This window comes from Streptomyces sp. V4I8 (genome assembly GCF_041261225.1).
Lineage (GTDB): Bacteria > Actinomycetota > Actinomycetes > Streptomycetales > Streptomycetaceae > Streptomyces.
The window spans coordinates 5,457,406-5,476,086 of the sequence record NZ_JBGCCN010000001.1 but is presented as its reverse complement, the minus strand read 5'-3'; the positions used below and the strand labels follow the sequence as shown (position 1 = coordinate 5,476,086).

The 18,681-nt window shown below is 71.8% G+C and carries 12 protein-coding genes and 1 pseudogene; 5 read left to right on the top strand and 8 right to left on the bottom strand.

Annotated elements, in window-relative coordinates; all coding sequences use genetic code 11:
* Positions 1–3: 3 nt before the first annotated feature.
* Complete coding sequence (locus ABIE67_RS24825) at positions 4–963, top strand: hypothetical protein (RefSeq protein WP_370261210.1); 960 nt, start codon at positions 4–6, stop codon at positions 961–963.
* Positions 960–4,934 carry a CHAT domain-containing protein gene (locus tag ABIE67_RS24820; protein WP_370261207.1) on the top strand — a complete coding sequence of 1,325 codons (3,975 nt, stop codon included), beginning with the start codon at positions 960–962 and terminating at the stop codon, positions 4,932–4,934. Before ABIE67_RS24825 ends, ABIE67_RS24820 begins: the two co-directional genes overlap by 4 nt.
* A 73-nt stretch (positions 4,935–5,007) precedes the next feature.
* Here ABIE67_RS24820 and ABIE67_RS24815 read toward each other — a convergent pair whose 3' ends face one another.
* Positions 5,008–8,049: a hypothetical protein gene (locus ABIE67_RS24815; RefSeq protein WP_370261203.1), complete on the bottom strand. Its 3,042-nt coding sequence runs from the start codon at positions 8,047–8,049 to the stop codon at positions 5,008–5,010.
* A gap of 284 nt (positions 8,050–8,333) precedes the next feature.
* Here ABIE67_RS24815 and ABIE67_RS24810 point away from each other — a divergent pair, with 284 nt between their 5' ends.
* Positions 8,334–9,134, top strand: coding sequence for a calcium-binding protein (locus tag ABIE67_RS24810; RefSeq protein ID WP_370261198.1), 801 nt, complete (start codon positions 8,334–8,336; stop codon positions 9,132–9,134).
* Positions 9,135–9,215: 81 nt separating this feature from the next.
* Here ABIE67_RS24810 and ABIE67_RS24805 read toward each other — a convergent pair whose 3' ends face one another.
* On the bottom strand, positions 9,216–9,962 hold the full coding sequence (locus ABIE67_RS24805; protein ID WP_370261194.1) for a DUF4232 domain-containing protein: 747 nt from the start codon (positions 9,960–9,962) through the stop codon (positions 9,216–9,218).
* 228 nt (positions 9,963–10,190) lie between these two features.
* Between ABIE67_RS24805 and ABIE67_RS24800 the strand changes: the two genes are divergently transcribed.
* On the top strand, positions 10,191–11,516 hold the full coding sequence (locus ABIE67_RS24800) for a helix-turn-helix domain-containing protein (protein ID WP_370261191.1): 1,326 nt from the start codon (positions 10,191–10,193) through the stop codon (positions 11,514–11,516).
* A gap of 30 nt (positions 11,517–11,546) precedes the next feature.
* Here ABIE67_RS24800 and ABIE67_RS24795 read toward each other — a convergent pair whose 3' ends face one another.
* Positions 11,547–12,122, bottom strand: coding sequence for a dihydrofolate reductase family protein (locus ABIE67_RS24795; protein WP_370261187.1), 576 nt, complete (start codon positions 12,120–12,122; stop codon positions 11,547–11,549).
* Positions 12,123–12,398: 276 nt separating this feature from the next.
* Here ABIE67_RS24795 and ABIE67_RS24790 point away from each other — a divergent pair.
* A pseudogene (locus ABIE67_RS24790) lies at positions 12,399–12,740 on the top strand (TetR-like C-terminal domain-containing protein); the annotation flags it as partial.
* Positions 12,741–13,002: 262 nt separating this feature from the next.
* Here ABIE67_RS24790 and ABIE67_RS24785 read toward each other — a convergent pair.
* The 5 genes from ABIE67_RS24785 to ABIE67_RS24765 are packed head-to-tail and all read right to left on the bottom strand — an operon-like array spanning position 13,003 to position 18,680.
* Complete coding sequence (locus tag ABIE67_RS24785; RefSeq protein WP_370261184.1) at positions 13,003–13,668, bottom strand: hypothetical protein; 666 nt, start codon at positions 13,666–13,668, stop codon at positions 13,003–13,005.
* Positions 13,665–15,143, bottom strand: a complete 1,479-nt coding sequence (locus ABIE67_RS24780; protein ID WP_370261180.1) for an ATP-binding protein — start codon at positions 15,141–15,143, stop codon at positions 13,665–13,667. Before ABIE67_RS24780 ends, ABIE67_RS24785 begins: the two co-directional genes overlap by 4 nt.
* Complete coding sequence (locus ABIE67_RS24775) at positions 15,140–15,823, bottom strand: response regulator (RefSeq protein ID WP_370261177.1); 684 nt, start codon at positions 15,821–15,823, stop codon at positions 15,140–15,142. Before ABIE67_RS24775 ends, ABIE67_RS24780 begins: the two co-directional genes overlap by 4 nt.
* 23 nt (positions 15,824–15,846) lie before the next feature.
* Positions 15,847–17,457, bottom strand: a complete 1,611-nt coding sequence (murJ, locus tag ABIE67_RS24770) for a murein biosynthesis integral membrane protein MurJ (RefSeq protein WP_370261173.1) — start codon at positions 17,455–17,457, stop codon at positions 15,847–15,849.
* Positions 17,454–18,680, bottom strand: coding sequence for a lipid II:glycine glycyltransferase FemX (locus tag ABIE67_RS24765; protein WP_370261169.1), 1,227 nt, complete (start codon positions 18,678–18,680; stop codon positions 17,454–17,456). The genes murJ and ABIE67_RS24765 overlap by 4 nt, the downstream gene beginning before the upstream one ends.
* Position 18,681 lies beyond the last annotated feature (1 nt).

Here is an 18,681-nt window from a genome sequence, read left to right as displayed (position 1 = left end):
GCGATGCGTCCGCAGATCTGGATCGCCGATGTCGTGCGCGCCCTGGACGTGGCACGGACCGAGAGCGAGCGGGCGCAGGTCCAGGAGATGTTGGGACTGGTCGGCAGCATGCCCCGCACCGACTTCGTCCCACCCCCGACACGCCCTCCCGTGCCGGAACACTGGGCCGAGGCTCCCCCCGAGCCGCCGGACGCGGAGCCCCGCTCCGAACCGCTGCCCCGACCCGATGCCGAGGACCGGGGCGAAGTCACTGACCCGACCGCCGAGTTGCCGTTGCTCCGGCCGGCACGCGTCGAGGGTACGAGCGCACCGCGTGAACCGGTGGAGCCTCTCGCCAGGCCGACGTCCGAGCGTGTTCCGCTCCCGCATCTGCCCCTACTCGTTCCGCGCTGGACCAGTGCCATCCTCCGCGCCATGCTCTCCCGGCAGGTGAGCGAAGGCCCCGTGGACATTCCGGCGCTGATCGACACACTCGCCCACGGCCGCCCGGTGACTCGGCTGCCGCGCCGACGTGTGCCCACTCTGCGGTACGGCGTCCAGGTGCTGGTCGACCGGGGCACCGGTATGCAGCCGTTCCGCCGCGACCAGGACCAACTGGTCGGCCTGATCCGTACGGTGGTCGGAGCCGACCTGGTCGAAGTGGGCTATTTCTCTCATGCCCCTCAGCGCGGAACCGGGCCGGGCGCACGCTGGACGCGCACCGAGTACACACCTCCCGAGTGCGGCAGGCGCATCCTGCTGCTGTCGGATCTCGGGCTCGGTGGCCCTCCTGACGACCCGCACCGGGCCGCCCCGGCCGAGTGGGCGGAGTTCGCAGGCCTCGTCACCCGTGCCGGATGCAGCGTCGTCGCGCTCTCTCCGTACCCGCCCGCCCGCTGGCCCGGATGGATGACGAGGCTGCTGCCGCTGGTCAGCTGGGACAGCACCACCACCGCGAGCCGGGCCAGGGTGAGGGTGCCGTGATCGCACCACCGCAGGAGCTGCCGCCTCCGCCCACGGCCGGTGCGCTGGAGCTGGCCACGGTCCTGAGCATCGCCACCCGTATCGAACCCGAACTGATCCGTGCGGTCCGGCTCCGGCTCCTGCCGCACCTGGACGTCGGCGCCGAAGCCGATCTGTGGTTCTGCGGCTGGGTGGGCGCCCGTACGCCCGAGGCCATCGCGCTGCTCCCGGAATGCCTGCCCTACCTGCGCGCGGGCCTGGTACAGAGACTGGAGACCGACCCCCGTCTCCGGGAGATCATCGAGATCGTCACCGAGGTGCACAGCGGTCTGTCGCCGGCGCTGCTCCTGGAGGAGCGGGTCACCTGGGACACCCTGACCGGCGATACCGACGCCGCCGCCCAACACCTCAACCGGGCCCTGCACGCCCTCGTGCGGCAGAACCGCTCCGGCCTGGCGGGCTGGTTCGCCGAGGCGTGGCAGAGGCTGCCCGTCGAGGCCCGCTCGACCACCACCGCGTGGAGTCTCGCCAACGCGGCCCGCTCTCACGTGCCGTCCCTCGACCCGGGTACGGCGCCGGAACTCACCCTGGCCACCGTCTCGTCCATCGCCACGGCCGTCGGTAATGCCCGGCTCGGTGTCCAGCGCGAAGGACGGGCACTGCTGTTGGGGGACGTACGGGGGACCTCCGCGGCGGCGATCCTCGTCCCCGACACCCACCCGCGCGTGGTCGAGGTCGTCACCGACTCCGCCACCCGGACGCTACAGATCGACGCGACCGCTGTCGTCCGCGTCGAGGTGGGGTCCGGGCAGATCAGCCTGCGCACCGGTGCGGGTCACGTCTACGAGCTCGACCGGCCGGCCCCGCCGTCGCCACGGACCGGGGTCTCCGAGTACGAGGTGCTGAGGGACCTGCTCGGACCCGGGTCGCAGGCCGAGTTGGTTCCGCGGCTGACCAACGCGATACGAGACCTTCTCGGCCGGTTCCGCCGGGAGGACGACCTCGTGGCCCTGCGCGAGGCGTTCGATCTGGCGAAGCGTGTCGTGGCGGCCGACTACGACCTGGCCCTGTTCCCCGAACTGGGTTGCGAGGTCGCGGAAGCGGCATACCTCCAGGGCTTCCGCCACGGCACCCGGGGCCCACTCGAACTGGCTGCCCACGTCAGCGAGGACATGACCAACGCCTTGATCCCCGACGTAGCCGGCCGCGTCAGGGCCGTGCTCGGTGCCTCCCTCCGCGAGCTCTTCTCCCACACAGGGGATCCCGCTCAGCTGGAAAACTCCCTGGACATCCTCGAAATGTCGTTGGACCGGCTGTCGGCGAGCGGAGCCGACATCGTGCCACTCCTGTCCGAACTGCTGCGTACATGCGCGGTTTTCCACGAAGTCGGCCAGGACGAGGAGATCCTTCAGCATGCCGTGGCACTCGCCGACGAGATGCTTAGGACGGCTGACGGGCTGGAGGCCTCCGCCCTGCCGCTGGCGCGGATCCTCGTTGCCCGGTTCAGGGCGACGGGGAATCCCGACGACCTCGCCCGTGCGGAGGATCTGGTCCGTCTCGGCTCCACGCCCGAGGAGTCCAGGGCCGACCAGTCCGAGCGAGCGGCCGCCATCGCCGCGGTGAGCCTGGCCCGCTTCTGGGCGGACGGCTCACGGGGGGCACTCGACGACGCCCGGGCCCACGCACGGTCGGCCGTCACGCTCAGCCCTCCGGGCGACCGACTCCGGCGGGCCAGGCTGCGGCTCGCACACGCTGAAGTGCTGCGCGTGTCCTTCACCCTGTCGCACGACCTGGCGGAACTCGACGAGGCCCTGGCTCACGCGGAAGGAGCGAGCAAATCCCTGCCCGCGGCATCGGCCTGGCAGAAAGCGGCGCGCATCGGTCTGACCCAGTGTCTGATCGACAGGTTCCGGCAGACCGGTGATCCGATGGATCTCAGCCGTGCCGTCGAGGTCTCCCTGCCGGTCGCCTCCGACGACCGGGCCGGCGCCGAACTCCCCTACCGGCACACGGCGCTCGTGCAGCAGGGCGAGTGCATGCTCCTGCAGTACCGGGCGGCCGGGGACACCGAGTCCCTGCTCAGGGCCGTCGACGCCTTCCGTAGGGCGAGGGGGATCCGGTCCCCCCTCAGCCCCTCCCAACGGGTGGCCCAGGCCACCGGATACGCGTCCGCCCTCGCCGAACTGCACGCGATCTACGGTACGCAGGCAGATCTCGACAGCGCACTCGCCGAGCTGGATGCCGTAACGGAGGACATCGCCACTTCTCAGTCCGTGCACGCCGTGCTGGCGTCCGCTCTGCTGGCCAGAGCCGGCCTGGTGTCACGTCTGACGAACGCGTCCGACGAGGCGGTCCACCGCGCGGCGGACGACGCACGGCTGATCGCCCATGAACAGTCCGCACAGCCCCTGCAACGGCTGCAGGCCGCACTGCTCTGGGGAAGCCTGGCCATGCGGATGAACCGTCACGACGAGGTCATCCGGAGCTACGAGACCGTCACCAGGGAACTCCCGCCGGTCGTGCTGCTGCCCGGTGACGAACGCGGAGCCATCATCAGGGCCTGGGAGGAGCGGAGCCGGGAAGCCGCGGCCTATGCGATCGAGGCGGGAGCCCCGGAGCGCGCGCTGGAGTTCCTCGAGCAGCGGAGCGTCCTTCTGTCGGCATGGAGCAAGGACTCCCATGCCGAGGTGGACCAGCTGGACAGGGTCGCACCGGATCTCGCCGCGGAACTCCGCTGGCTGTGGACGTTTCTCCACCTGGACGCCGGACCGGCCGGCGCACCGGTCTTCCGGCAAGGCGACCTGGTACAGGACCGGATGAACCACCTGGTGGAAGCGGTCCGTGCCGTTCCCGGCTTCGAGGACTTCCTCGTCCCCGTGCGCGCCGAGCGGATGGTCGCCGCCGCGAGCGAAGGTCCCGTCGTCGTGCTCAGCACGATCGCCCGCCGCTGCGACGCACTGCTGGTGACACGCCAGGGGGTGTCGGCGCTCCCCCTGCCGGACCTGAGTCTGACCGAGCTGACGAACCGGGCGAGGACGTACCAGGTGACGAGTGCCAGGCCCGACAGCCGCGAGGCCTGGGGCGTACTCGACTGGCTGTGGGAAAGCACGGTGTGGCCGGTCCTGTCCGCTCTCGGGCTCACCAGCCGCACCACGTTCAGCCCCGCCCCGTACGGCCCCACCAGGGCCAAGTCCGGCGTCGAAGGCCCCCGGCCGCTCAGCTCGGTCCCGTCCGACACGCTTCCCCGGATCTGGTGGTGTCCCACCGGTCCGTTCACGATGCTTCCCCTCCACATGGCCGGACAGCCCCAGCGCACGGCTCTGGACTACGCGGTCCACTCCTACACCCCGAGTGTCCAGGCGCTCATGACCGCGCGGTCCCGCGAGAGGCACCGGGGCGAAGGACCGGAGCAGCGGATGCTGCTGGTACTCGCGGACGACGCGCTGCCGGACGGGGTCAGGGAAGCCCAACGGATCCAGCGACTCGTTGCCGGTGGCCAGGTCCTTCGTGGGCCGGAGGCCACGGCCGCGAATGTCGCCGCGCGCCTCGCCGATCACCCCTTCTTCCACTTCATCGGCATGGCGCGCCTGCATGAGGGCGTGCCCCAGCTGCAGTTCGCGTTCGATGCGGAGGAGGGGCTCAACTGGCGGCATCTTCCACAGAACCTTGTGGCCGACGGGGCGCTGGCCTATCTCTCCGCCTGCGATACGGCGGGCGACGACCGGGCTTTCGCGAACGGGGGATGGACGATCGCCGCGTCCTTCCAGGCCGCCGGTTACCGCCATGTGATCGGGACACTGGGCAGGGTCACGGACGACGCCGCCATGCGGATCGCGGTTCACGTGTACGAGTTGCTCGTGGACCCCGACGGACGGCTCCGTCCGGAGCACTCGGCGCGCGCCCTGCATACGGCCCTTCAGGAAGCCCTTGCCACTTGGGCTTCGCCCGTCCACCCGCTCGCCGCTGCCGGCGTGGTGCACCTGGGCCCGTGAGCGTCCGGCCAGGGCCTGCGGCCGTGAGGCTGTCGTTGTCGTGGCAGCCCCACGGCCGGGTCGGCGGGCCGGATCAGCGGGTGATCACGACCGCGTCGAGGTGGACGGTCGAGCGGGCGGAGGTGCTGCCGGTGAGGACCCGCAACTGCACCTTGTGGGTGGTGATCGTGGTGCCGAGTGTGTGGGTGAACACCACTTGGCGGTACGCGGTCCGGGCGGCGTAGGTGTTGATCGTGCCGACCGTTTTTCCGTCCACCAGGACGGCGAAGCGTCCGCCGTTCGACTTCCGCGTCGCCACTATGCGCAGTTGGGTGCCGTCCGCCGAGAAGGACACGTACGCGCCCTTGGTGGTGGAGGTGCGCTCGGTGCCGGACCAGGCGGAGGTTGCCGCCGCCGACTTCCAGGTGCCGGTGTAGTGCAGGGACGTCGCGCGGTCGTCGAGCGGGATGCCGGTGGTCGCCGCCTTGCTCCAGGGGCCGGTCTGGCCGGCGTCGTCGTGGGCGCGGACGTAGAAGCGGTAGGTCAGTCCGGGAACCGGCTTCACGGGGCTGCCCGCCTTGCCGAAGACCGCGGAGGTGGCCGTGGTGCCGGTGCGCCAGGTCTGCAGCGGGCCCAGCTTCCAGACGCCGGCGCTGTCACGGGTGGCGACCCGCCAGCCGACGTCGTACGACTTCACACCCGCGGTCCTGGCCGACCAGGCGACCGGCACCGCGGCGCTCGTCGCCGCGCTGCTCGCGACGGTCGGCGCGGTGACGGAGGCGGCGGGGACCGTCCGGCGCAGGGTCACCTTGCCGCTGAGGTCGGCTGCCGCCCGGCCGGTCACCGTGTCGCGCACGGTCAGGGTCCAGGTGTACGCGCCGTCAGCGGCTGCCGTCCCCGCCCCCGTCGTTCCGTTCCACACCGGCTTGACGGTGCCGTCGGAGGCCGTACCGGAGAGGGAACGGACCTGTGTGGTACCGGACTTGAGGGTGAGCGTCCAGCTCACCGGCCGGTTGTAGGTCCAGGCGGGGATCCAGGTGTCGACGGATCCGTCGCCGTTGGGGCTGAAGCCGGTCGGGGCGGCGGCCGAGGCAGCCGTGGGGACGCCTGCCCAGGTCACGTGGGTGACGCCGGCGTCGTCCATCCAGGCCGCCCAGGGCGCGTCGCGGTCGACCGCCCACCGCTCGGCGGCGGCGGAGTCGGCCTTCCCGGGGAGGGCGAACAGAGGCTGTGCCGTGGTTGCCGGGCCGCTCAGCGTCTGGGCGTTCAGCGTGACGGCCCCCGAGGACTCCGCGGACCTGGTGAAGGTGTAGAGCACGTCCGTGCCGAGGATCGGCGTGTGTACGGAGGCGTCCACGGTGGTGCCGGTCGAGCTCCCCGCCTTGAGCAGCAGGCCGCTGGTGGACGCGCCCCCGCAGGTGGTCAACAGGATCCGGGAGCCGCGCACTTGGAGAGCGCCAGGCAGACAGCTCACGGTTGCGACGGTGGTGACGGTGCCGGTGGTCAGGTCGGTCCGCCGGATCGACCAGGCGGCCGTCGTACCGTTCCGCACCGAGGAGTACACGGCGCCGCCGTCCAGCGCGGAGCCGGAAGGCACCCGCTCGCTGTGGCCGTCCGCGAAGGTGTAGAGGAGAAGCGTGCCGTCGGCCGCGGTCGTCTTGTCCGACACCAGGACGCGCTCACCGTCGAAGTCCACGACGTCCACCATCGACACGTCGGAGTAGTTCAGCGGTGTCCCGACCAGCTTGCCGTCCTCGTACACCTGGAAGTGGCCCGGCTCGGAGGCGCTGCCCTGCTCGACCAGGACCCGGCCCCCGGCGGCGGCCAGCGTCTGGTGCACCAGGCCGCCGGTGTAGGCGAGTACCCGGGACGGCGTGCTCGCCGAGGCCCCGGCCGGGCCGGCCGAGAGGTCCGAGCGGAGCAGGACGCCCTGCCGGCGGGAGGAGTCGTCGGCCGTGTAGAGCGCGCCGTCGGACAGGGCCAGGGCGTCCAGCCTGGCGGGTCCGGCGGGGATCGTGGTGGCGTCGCCGGCGGCGGTGGACACCCTTCCGTCGGTGAGGGTCTGGATCGCGGCGTCCACATCGGGCCGGTAGAGCGTCACGCGCATCTTGCCGTCGTCGCCGACCGCGAGGTCGGTGAAGGTCCCGCCGAGGTCCTTGGCCGCCGTGGATCCGTCCCTGGCCATCGCGTACAGCTCGGACGCCCCGTCCGCCGCGCTCCACTGGTACCAGGCGAGCGTGTCATCGCTGATCGAGTGCGCCCCGCTGACCGGCAGGGTGGTGGACGACGGGCCGTCCCCGGGTGCCGACCGCTGCCACTCGGTCAGGGTCGCCCCGTCGATGACGCCGACGTGGGCGGGGGTGAACTCCAGGCCCTGCGGCAGCTCGTCGGTCGCGGGCTCCGCCACGGTGACCGTCGCGCCGGTGGCGAAGTCGACGTACACGATCCTGTGGTCCCAGCCGGGCGCGGTCCGCCGGAGCACCAGGGCCCCACGGGCGTCCGAGGCGAGGACCTCGTACTGCTCGTCGTCGGACAACAGCGTCCGGTCCTCGTTGCCGGGTGTGCGCAGCAGCAGGCGCACCCGGTACGCGGCGCTGTCGTCGTAGTAGCTCTGCTGGACGAGGATGCCGTCGCCGGCCTGGGCGCGGTAGCGCTCGTCCCCCGCGGCTCCTGAGCTGTCGTACGCGACAGGAAGGACGTCCTGTGCGCCGGGGTGTCCACCGGAGTCGAGGTGGTGCAAGGTGACGTGGTCGGCGAGATCGCCGTTCGGATTGGCGGAGGTGGCGACGGCCACCACTCCGTCCTGCACGGACACCGCGTCGACGTTCACCGCTTCGGTGGTCTCGGCAAGCCGGCCGAGGTCCTGGGGTGTGCCTCCCGAGACGGCGAGCCAGCCGTGCGCCAGAGCGTCGGCGGCGGTCTTCTGACGCCAGACGACCACCTGACCGGAACCGGCTATCTCGTCTGCGCCCGGCACGGAGGTCGGGCGCGCGGCCAGCGTGGCGGACACGTCGGTCACCGCCGCGGCAGCCGCGTCAGCTGCGGTGACCGGGATGACTGCCTGGACGAGGGTGAGAGCCGTGAGGGCTGTGAGGGCCGCCGGAGCAGCCAGGAAGCGGAATCTGTGCGAAGGCATGGAAGCCCGATTCTCCTGGAGCAACAAGGCGGGGATCATTACACGGAGATCCGCTGCGTCCGCCGGTGGGGTCGCAACATTTACCGATACTTTCCACGGGTACGTCACACTCGCCGAGGGCGTCCTCCCGCCTGGACGGCAGCCGATGATTCCGCCAACCCGAGGAGAAGCCGGGGTTAACTCATGGACGGGGTCGGCGATCGCGCACAACCCCCCACTCGCCCCCTCTGTCTGATGCGGGTGAAGTCACCACCCATTTCGTCAGTTGTGGGGGAAACCACACCATGCGCCTACGCGCCACTGTCGCCACCGCCACCGCCGCCGCCCTCAGCGCCGCCCTGGCCGTCACCGCTCTCGCCGTCCCGGCCGGCGGGGCCGAACAGGACGACACGCCCACGACGTTCAGAGACATCCAGGTCAACCAGAGCCGCGACTACACCGTCGTCGTCGGGGCCGCACGGAAGACCGCGTTCCTGGTCTCGGCGACAGTCAGCGACCCGTCCGGCGTCCAGGGCGTGTCGTACGAGCTGTGGCACGGAGAGAGCCGGGCGGAAGCCGACGGGCGGATGACGCAGGCCGGGTTCGACCGCTGCGTGAAGATGTCCGAGACCACGTCCAAGTGCCAGGCCGTCGTGATCGCCGACCCCTACGGCAACCTCCGCAGCAACGCCCTCGCCGGTGTCTGGGGCGTGAGCGCCGTGGCCGTCGACGGCGCGGGCAACGTGACCCGCGAGGACGACGAGCCATGGCTGGCACGCATCAAGCGCCAGACCCACCTGTCCCAGGCCGACGCCACGCCGGAGCCGGTGAAGAAGGGCAAGGACCTCACGGTCAAGGTCCGGATGATCGTCGCCAGTTGGGAGAAGCACAAGGACGTGCCCCTCATCGGGCATCAGGTGCTGCTCCAGTTCCGCAAGGGCACTAGCGGTGCCTTCACCACGCTGAAGAAGGTGAAGACCGACCGCAACGGCTGGGCCACGACCACCGTGCAGGCGACGGTGGACGGCGAGTACCGCTACGACTTCGCGGGCACGTCCCTCACCCAGGCCAGGGCCGGCCGGGCCGACTTCGTCGATGTGAAGTGAGCCCCGACCGGTGAAGTGACCATCCCCTGCCCGCGACATGGCGGGCAGGGGGCCTCCCTGTAGCGCCGCGTCAGCCCTGTGTCACCAGGCCAGGGCGTCGGCCATGGTCGACTGCCAGTACGAGACTCCGATCGAGTCGTCGACGTGGACGCCCTTCGCGGGGAGGGAGGGGTGGGCGGCGGTGTTCGCGCTCGTGTTGAAGTAGACCGCGAGGGACTTGGCCGTGTAGCCGTTGGAGCCGCTGCCGTCGGCGGCCGAGAGAAGGACGCTCGCATAGCCCGACTCGCCAGGGGCCAGCGTGACCACCGCCTGCGGCTTGGAGTCCTCGAAGGCCGGCGGGACGGACTGGGCCTCGCCGAACCGGACCGCCGGATAGCCGGTGAGGTTGCAGTTCTTCGAGCCGGTGTTGGTGACGGTGAGGAGAAGGTGGTTCAGGGGGCGGGTGACCTCCGTGGCGGCCGTCCGGGTGGTGGCGGGGGAGCAGGCGGTCCTCGTGGGCCCCGGGTCGTTGGAACCCGAGGAGCCGGTGGAGCCCGTGGACCCGGACGAGCCCGTGGAACCCGTCGTGCCGCTCGAACCTGCCGCGCCGCCGGTCGAGCCTCCGGAAGTCGAGCCCACCGTGTCGGTCTGTCCCGCCCCGGTGGAGGTTCCCCCGCTCGCCTTGCCGGAGGACGTGCTGGAGGCCGTGGGCGCCGCCGTCGACGCCGATCCCGCCGACGCCCCCTCGTCCTTTACGCCCTCTCCGCTGTTGCATGCCGTCAACGTCAGCGTGGCGGCCGTGAGTGCGGCGGCGACGAGCATGCGGGTGCGGTGGGTGCTAGTGGACATGTGATCCCCCTTGTGCGGTACGGGTGTTGGCATGGGCCGCTCGACCGGGTGCCGGAAGCGGCGTGCCGGGAGCGGCGTGCTTGGATGGCCCAAGCTTGTGCGGTGCTCCGTCCCGACCGCCACGACCGCCGGGGTATCCGGGACGCTGGAACGCCTGCGACAGCTCTGACCTGGGGGAACGACCTCCCCCTGGAACGGGGGTCCGGAACGTGGGGAGAGGGAGGAACGGTGGCGGGGGACGAGTTCTCGGAGCTGTTGGGCCGGTTGAAGGAGCGGTCCGGGCTCAGTTACGGAGTGCTCGGGAAGCGGCTGCACACGAGTGCGTCCACGCTTCACCGGTACGTCAACGGGGACGCCGTACCGATGGACTACGCGCCCGTGGAGCGGTTCGCGCGGGCATGCAAGGCGTCGCCCGAAGAACTGGTGGAACTGCATCGGTGGTGGGTGCTCGCGGATGCCCGGCGGAGGCAGAAGGCGGAAGGGCCCGAGTCCGGTAGGGCGGGGCTCGGCACGGCAGGGCCCGAGGCGGCCGAAGCAGCCGACGCGGCGGACGCGGCCGACCAGGCCGACGAGGCCGTTCCCGTGGTCGAGCCGCGGCCCCTGACGGAGGACCGGGCTCCCGTGGCGCGGCGGCGTACCGCTGCCCTGGCCGGGGCCGCCGTGACCGCCGCCCTCGTGTCGGCCGCGCTCGTGGTGAGCCTTGTGCCCGGCGAGGGCGATGACGGCCAGGGCGGGAAGCGGTCCGTGGGGGCTGCGTCCCAGTCCGCCGACTCCGTCGAGAAAGGCCCCGCCGCCTCCGGGTCGGCCGACGCGAAGGGCAGGTCGGCCTCGCCGTCCGCCTCGCGCAGCGGCAGTCCCACGGCTCCCGCCTCCGCCTCCGCCTCACGGAGCGGTGGGGCCGGGGCGGCCCGGGGCGGCGGTTCCGAGGACGGGGCCCGGGCCACCGCGCCCGCCGTCGCCGTCAACCCGTACAAGTGGGAAGACCCCTGCAGCCAGCACTACCTGGTCGACGAGAAGCCCGAGCGGATGCCTCCGCCGCCGGGCGAGCCGGACGCGCGCGGGTGGGTCACCGCACTCGGCGGGGTCGCCGCCGGGCAGCAGATGCTCGCGCTGAACGTGCAGGGCACCGGGAAGGCCACCGTCGTGCTGGATGACCTGCATGTGCGGGTGGTGGAGAAGAGCGCGCCGCTCGCCTGGAACGACTTCGAGATGGGCGTCGGGTGCGGTGGCGGCGTGGAGACGAGGGCGTTCGGGGTGAACCTCGATGCCGGGCGGCCCGCGCTCTCCTCCAAGGCCGGTCAACGCGACTTCCCGTACACGGTCAGTGAGTCCGATCCGGAAGTCTTCTACATCTTCGCGGACGCGCGGGCGCACAACGTGAGTTGGTACCTGGAGCTGGACTGGTCCAGCGGTGACCAGAAGGGCACCGTGCGCATCGACGACAACGGCAAGCCGTTCCGCACGAGCGGGAACGTGGGCCGGCCCGCGTACAACCATCCGCTCGGTTCCTCCGAGTGGGGACGGAACGAGTACGAACCCAACATTCCCGGCTGAGGGACGTCGCCCCGCCCTCCGAAGTACGGGTCAGTGGAGGGTGGGACGGTAGACGAGCTCCTGGACGCGGCCGTCGAGTGTCCGGCTCTCGATCAGTTCCAGGTCGAAGTCGGCCGCCCCCTGGAAGATCGGATCCAGCCCGGTCCGACCGGTGACGACAGGGAAGAGCGTCACCTGCAAGCGGTCGACCAGGCCGGCGGCCATCAGCGCCCGGTTCATCGACAGGCTGCCGTGCGAGCGCAACGGCACCTCGGACTCCTCCTTGAGCCGGGCGACGACGTCAACGGCGTCACCACTCACGACGGTCGCGTTCGGCCAGTCGAGGGAGCCTTCCAGCGTCGTCGACACCACCGTCGCCGGCAGGCTCCGCATCCGGGTGACCCACGGGTCACGCACATCGGACTCCTCGGTGCTCTCGGCCAGCATCCGCGCGAACGCCCGGTAAGTGTTGGCCCCGAAGACCATCCGCTGCTCCGCGCCGTACAAAGCCAGCCGGTGGTCGAGCAGCTCGGGGCCCTGCTTACCCCAGTAACCGGTCCAGTCGCCGCCGGCGGCACCGTAACCGTCGAGGCTGGAAAACACGTCGAAGGTGTAGGTAGCGGTCATGGCGTTCTCCTCGACTGCGGATGATCGGTGTGGGGGCGGGCCGGACCGGCAATCCTCAGACCGGCGGTCTTCTCTTGGTGCGCTACGGCGACCGTCGCACCCATAGACCCGACCCGCTTCCGGAACTCATCGCCATGCCTTGGATTCGGCGGTCGCTTTCAGGTCCCGCAGCCATGCTTCGAGGCCCGTGCCGAGGGCCTCGGTGGCGGTGGGGACGTCCGCTTCGACCTGGGGGCCGGTCCAGGTTTCCTCGGTGTGGACGTGTACGCCACCTAGCGCTACTTCCTCATCTACGGCACGCCCGTCCCCGGCTACCACGCGCCCGACGACACCACCGCGATCTCGTCCGAGATCATGGCGACCCTGTTGGACGCCTGTGCCGCGCTGCCCTCCGACGGCCCGGTGACACCGTTCGACGCGCACATCGAGGACCACCGGGACTGGGCGGCCGGCCATCCCGCCCCGCCCGCGGTCCTCCACCGGGCCCTGACCTTCTGGACCCGGCTGCACGGCGTCCTGTCCCTGGAACTCGCCGGCCAGTTCAGCGGCATGGGATTCGACCCGGCGCAGCTCTTCGCCGCAGAACTGGACGACCTGGCGGGCCCGCCGGCGAACTGACCACGGCACGCCCCGCCTTGACGAACCGTTGTGATAGGCGCGGCTCCGCTTCCGGTGCGGCAGGCGGTGGCGCACCTCCGCACTGGACGACCCCGGGGACAAGGCGCAGGGACACCCCACCGCGTGCTGCTCGTCAAGGACGCCATCGTGTCGACCGCCGGCGACACGGCCTTCTCCCGAGCCCGGACGGGCCGCCCGACCGGCCGGGTCCCGCGGGTGTGACTCCGCCCGGCCCCGATCGGCTGCCCCTTGTCACGCCTTCTCAGCCGCTCGTGCCGGGCGGTGACGTGGTCCGTGCCCGGGTCTCGGTCCCCGTGGGGACCTTCCCGGTGTTGCCGGGGGCGAGTCCACAAGTGCCGGATTCCGAGGCCCCGTCCTGTCCCCTCAGCTCCACGACGATCTGGCCGTCGGCGTCCTGGCTGTAGGCGATCGTGCAGGTCAGCTGATCGAGAGCGGTGCTGTCCAGGCCCTCCAGGGCAAGGGGCAGGCGGGTCGTGACCCCGCCGTCCGAGGAGCGCTCGACCTCGACGGTCCCGCCCGGGCGGGCGGCGGGGAGGGCGGTGCTCAGGCCGGCGGCTCGGTCTTCGTCCCGTGGACCACCGAGCAGTGCCGTGACCACCTTCTCCGTCGGCACCGGGCCCGCCGTATCACCGGGGTTCTGGTCGCCAGGGTTCTGGTCTCCGGCGCCCGGCTCCACGTAGGAAGGCTCGGGCGTCCGGATCACGGGGCTCAGCCCTCCGTCGGGGGAACGGAAGAAGAGCAGCATGTCGCTGTCGCGGTTGAAGAAGGCCTGGAAGCTGGCGGGACCGCCCGCCTCGATGACGTCGGTCTCCTGGATACCGCAGCCACCGAGCAGCGGTACGGCCGCCGCGACGGCGACGGCGACAGTGACGCCCGCCGCACGTCGGCGCGTCCGCGCACGCCTCATCCGCAGGCCTCCTCCGCGTGAAGCGGTATCTCGACGGTGAAGACGGCACCGCCCCCGGGCGGGTTCCCCGCGCGGATCGATCCGCCGTGCAGCTTCACGTTCTCCTGTGTGATCGCCAGTCCCAGGCCGCTGCCCGCCGAGCGGGTGCGGGCCGCGTCGGCCTTGTAGAAGCGGTCGAAGATGTGCGGGAGGGCTTCGGGACGGATGCCGGGGCCGCTGTCCGTGACCTCGGTGATCAGTACGGGCGGGGACGGGGAGCGGGTCTCGGTGCGCAGGCTCACCGTGACGGGCGCGCTGCCGTGTCGCAGGGCGTTGCCGACGAGGTTGGCGATCACGAGGTCGAAGCGGCGTGGGTCGAGGCGGGCGCGGATGCCGTCGGGGAGTTCGCTGCGGACCCGGTCGTCGGTCCAGTGCCGGTTGTGGAGGGTCTTGCGGATCGCCTCGGCCACGTCGACCTCGTCGGCGTTCAGCTCGGCCGCGCGGGCGTCGAAGCGGGAGATCTCCATCAGGTCCTCGACGAGCACGGCGAGCTTTCCGGTCTCCGCGCTGACCAGCCGGACCGCCCGGGCGGTGTCGGCGTCCAGGTGGTCCGCGTCCTCGTCGAGGACCTCGGTGACGGCGAGCATTCCGGCGAGGGGGGTGCGCAGTTCGTGCGAGACGTCGGAGGCGAAGCGGCGGGCGCGGGCCTCGGCCTCGCGCAGCTCGCGCACGGACCTCTCCAGTTGGGCGGCCGACTCGTTGAAGGTGCGGGCCAGATCCGCCAGTTCGTCGCTGCCGCGCACCGGAATCCGGGTGTCGAGTCGGCCGCTGCCCATGCTCCGGGCCGCCTGGCGCAGTTCCCGCACCGGGCGCAGCACGCTGCGGGCGGCGATCAGGCCGGGTATCAGCGCGACGGCGAGGCCGGGCAGGGCGCCGTCGCGGGCAGCCATGAGGAGGGCGTCGACGTTGACCTGCTCGTCGGTCATCCGCATGACGGCGTAGAGGACGAGCCCGCTGGGCAGCACGCTGTCCGGACTCGCCTTGAAGACCATGGGCATGGCGATGGTCAGATAGGGGACGCCGTCCTTGACGACCCGCTCGAAGCTGCCGTGGGGGTTGGCCCGCGCGGCGCGGCGCAGTTCGGGTGTGATGACGGTGGAGACGCGGTTCTCGCCCGAGGAGGCGCGGACCGAACCGTACTCGGCGAACACCACCCAGGGGTGCGGCTTGCCCTTGCGGGCGATGTCACGCAGGACTTCCTCCAGGCCGCCGCCCTCATTCCGCAGGGGCAGCCCGAAGCCCGTCTGCTGGACCTGGTCGCGGAACGACGTGACCGCCGTGTCCTGGGCGGTCTGCAGCACCGCGTTGCGGGCCTCACGGTAGGTCAGCGCGGCCGTGGTGCCGGCGCTGACGGCGGCGACCAGCAGGAAGGCGAGCAGCAGCCGGGTACGCAGCCCGAACGCCCTGAACCGCGACCGTTGAGGGCCGGTGCTCACAGTGGCCCGAAGCGGTAGCCGAAGCCCCGCAGTGTCTGGACGTAGCGGGGGCTGCCGACCTCGTCCTCGATCTTGCCGCGCAGCCGCGCGACGCAGGCGTCGACCAGTCGGGCGTCGGCGTGGTAGCTGTGATCCCAGACGTGCTCGAGGAGTTGCTGTCTGCTGAACACCTGCTCGGGGGCGGCGGCGAGGTGCAGCAGGAGCTTGAGCTCCGAGGGGGCGAGCGCGAGCGGCCGGCCGGCCTTGGTGACGGTCAGTCCGGCCCGGTCGATGGTGAGTTCGCCGTAGACCTCGATGGCCGGGCGGCCCGAGCCGCCGTCGTCCAGGCGGCGCAGTACGGCACGGATGCGGGCCTCGATCACCTCGGTACGGGCGGGCTTGACGATGTAGTCGTCGGCACCGGCTTCCAGGCCGATGACCACGTCGAAGTCGTCGCCGCGCGCGGTGAGCATGATGATCGGCAGCTGGCTGTGCTCACGGACCTGCCGGCAGACCTGTACGCCGTTCATTCCGGGCAGCATCAGGTCCAGCAGCAGCAGATCGGGGCGGAACTCGGCCATCGCGGCGAGGCCGGCCTCGCCGGTCGCGGCCGCCCGTACCTCGTGGCCGCGGCGGCGCAGACCGAGTTCGACCCCCTCGCGTACGGAAGGGTCGTCCTCGATGAGGAGCACGCGGGACATCGGCGGTTCTCCCTCGGTGGTGGTCAGGTCCGGGCCAGGCGCCGGCGCAGACCGGCGATCAGCGCGTCGAGTTCGGCGAGCCGCAGCGGACGGGCGAGCAGGGCGAAGGTGAGGACGATGACGGCCGCGCCGGCAAGCATGGAGACCACCACCCCCGCCGGTCCGGTTCCCAGCGCCGCGAAGTGGCCCAGCGCGGTGGCGGGAACGGCGGCGAGCAGCAGCCGCGCGTGAGCGCCGACGGCCGACGAGCGCAGGGGCCGTACGACGGCGAGCCGGCGGCTCAGCACCCGGCCGGTCAGCGCCCAGCCCGCGCACAGCGCCAGTGAGTACGCCGCCGCCATGCCCGTCACGGCCCAGCGGGCGGGCAGCAGGTGGGCGGCGGCCAGGGACAGTCCCGCGTTGAGGGCGACGATCACGAGGTTGAGCAGGAACGGCGTACGGGTGTCGGAGAGCGCGTAGAAGGCGCGGGACAGGACGTACTGGCCGGACAGGGCGACGAGTCCCGGGGCGAAGGCCATCAGGATCCCGGCCATGGCGGCCGTGTCGGCGGCGCTGGTCCTGCCGTATCCGAAGACGAGGGCCATCACCGGCTGGGCGAGGGCGAGCAGCGCGCAGGCGGCGGGTACGACGGCCGAGGCGCTGACGCGCAGGGCGTGGGAGACGTCCCGGCGCACGGCGGCGGTGTCCCCGTCGGCCGCGGCCGCGCTCATCCTGGGCATCAGGGCGGTCACCACGGAGACCGTGATGATGCCGTGCGGTACGACCCACAGGGCATAGGCGTTGTTGTACGCGCCGTATCCGGGGCCGCCGTCGAGGCCCGCGGTCGTCGCCAGCCGGGTGGTGACCCAGTAGGCGGCCTGGTTGGCCAGGACCAGCAGCACCAGCCAGCCGGCCGAGCGCAGGGGGCGGGTCAGTCCGCTGCCGCGCCAGTCGAAGCGGGGCCGCCAGCGGAAGCGGGCCGCGCGCAGGGCGGGGACGAGGGCGAGTGCCTGGACCGCGATACCGGCGGTCGTGCCCCAGCCGAGGACGGCGGTCTCGGTCGCGGTGAGGGTGTCGCCGCGTCCCATGGCCAGGGCCAGGTACAGACCGAAGACGGTCATGACGACGATGTTGTTCAGGACCGGCGCCCACATCATCGCGCCGAACCGGCCGCGCGCGTTGAGTACCTGCCCGAGCAGCGTGAACAGGCCGAGGAAGAAGATCTGGGGCAGGCAGTAGCGGGCGAACGCGGTGGTCATGGCGGCCTGTTCGCCGGTGTAGTCGGTGTACACGTCGATGATCGCGGGTGCGGCCCAGACCGCGGTCGCGGTGATCGCCAGCAGGGCGACGACGCAGACGGTGACGAGTCGGTCGGTGTACGCGGCACCGCCGTCGTCGTGCTCCTTGGCGGCCTTGACCAGCTCGGGCACGAAGACGGCGTTGAGCGCGCCGCCGAGGAGCAGGACGTAGACGATGGTGGGCAGGGCGTTGCCGACCGCGTAGCCGTCGGCCACCGGCCCGATGGTGCCGAGCGCTGCCGCGACCACGGCGGACCGGGCGAAACCGGTGGCCCGGGAGACGACGGATCCGGCGGCCATGACGGCGCTGCCGCGCGCCGGGGTGGCCGCCGCGGGTTTGGTTGCCGTCTGGCTCATCGGCGGTTCAGGTACGCCTGGAAGGCGCGGTAGAGCGTGTGGTTGGCGCTGCCTGCCAAGGGTTTCTCCCATTCCCCCAACGTCTCGACGACCTGTCCTCCGGTGCCGAGCTTCCACCGCAGCAGTCCGTACGCACGTTCCCCCGGATCGAGAGTGGAGGGTACCCCGCGCATGTCGTAGACGTGGGCGCCCAGGGCGTGGGCGTCCTGCAGCATCCGCCACTGCAGGGCGTTGGAGGGCCGGACCTCGCGGCGGTGGTCGGCCGAGGCGCCGGTCTGGTACCAGACACGCCGGCCCACCGTGATCATCGTGTGGGCGGCGAGGATCTCTCCCTGGTACCGGGCGAGGTACAGCTTCATCCGGCCCGGTTCCTCGGCGTTGAGCGCCGCGTACTGACGCTCGTAGTAGGCGAGCGAGCGGCCGAGCCGGAAGCCGTCGCGTCGCTCGGTGATGCCCAGCAGCCGGTAGAACTCGGGGAGTTCGGCTGCACTGCCCACCACCACCTCCACGCCCTCCTTCTGGGCTCGGCGGACGTTGCGTCGCCACTCCTGGTTGAGCCCGGACCACAGGTCCTCGGTGGTGCGTCCGGCGAGCGGCACGTGGAAGACGTGCCGGGGCTGGGCGTCCCCGTCCCCGCCGGTTCCGCCCCCGCCGGTCCCACTCCCTCCGGCCCCGTCACCGCCGCAGCGGCGCCAGCCCCGGGCCCGCAGCCGTTCGGCCACGGCGGTGCCGAGCGGGTCGACCTCGCTGGCGAGGACGTCGCCCAGGCGCCGGCCCGGTCCGGTGAGCGGCTTGAGCAGGGCGGCGTCCCAGCGCCGGTAGGCGGGCGACGGGCCGATGCGTACGGCGAAGGCGCCCGCGCGGCGCAGGTGTTCGAGGAGCGGACCGAGCCAGCCGTCGACGCCGGGGTCGTTCCAGTCGGCGACGGGCCCTTCGGGGAGGTAGGCGAAGTACTTGCGGGTGCCGGGGAACTGCCGCAGCAGCACCAGGGCCACGCCGGTCAGTTCGCCCGCCTCCGGATCCGGTCCCCAGCCGAGGAGTTGGGCCCGCCAGCCCTCCTTGACGTCGGCCCAGGACGGGAGTTGGAGGAATCCGGCGCCGAGCGCCGCGCCCTCGGGAGACGCGAGGAAGGCGCGGTAGGTCTCCGCGGAGATGGTGCGCAGGGCAAAGCCCCGGTTCCGTGCCTGGGGCACGCGGCTGGGCGGCACGAGCAGCGCTGACACA

Excerpts from the sequence above, each read along its gene's own strand:
- ABIE67_RS24795 (WP_370261187.1), bottom strand. The coding sequence starts at position 12,122 with ATGACCGCTACCTACACCTTCGACGTGTTTTCCAGCCTCGACGGTTAC.
- ABIE67_RS24810 (WP_370261198.1), top strand. The coding sequence starts at position 8,334 with ATGCGCCTACGCGCCACTGTCGCCACCGCCACCGCCGCCGCCCTCAGC.
- ABIE67_RS24825 (WP_370261210.1), top strand. The coding sequence starts at position 4 with ATGCGTCCGCAGATCTGGATCGCCGATGTCGTGCGCGCCCTGGACGTG.
- ABIE67_RS24785 (WP_370261184.1), bottom strand. The coding sequence starts at position 13,668 with ATGAGGCGTGCGCGGACGCGCCGACGTGCGGCGGGCGTCACTGTCGCC.
- ABIE67_RS24805 (WP_370261194.1), bottom strand. The coding sequence starts at position 9,962 with ATGTCCACTAGCACCCACCGCACCCGCATGCTCGTCGCCGCCGCACTC.
- ABIE67_RS24815 (WP_370261203.1), bottom strand. The coding sequence starts at position 8,049 with ATGCCTTCGCACAGATTCCGCTTCCTGGCTGCTCCGGCGGCCCTCACA.
- ABIE67_RS24775 (WP_370261177.1), bottom strand. The coding sequence starts at position 15,823 with ATGTCCCGCGTGCTCCTCATCGAGGACGACCCTTCCGTACGCGAGGGG.
- murJ (WP_370261173.1), bottom strand. The coding sequence starts at position 17,457 with ATGAGCCAGACGGCAACCAAACCCGCGGCGGCCACCCCGGCGCGCGGC.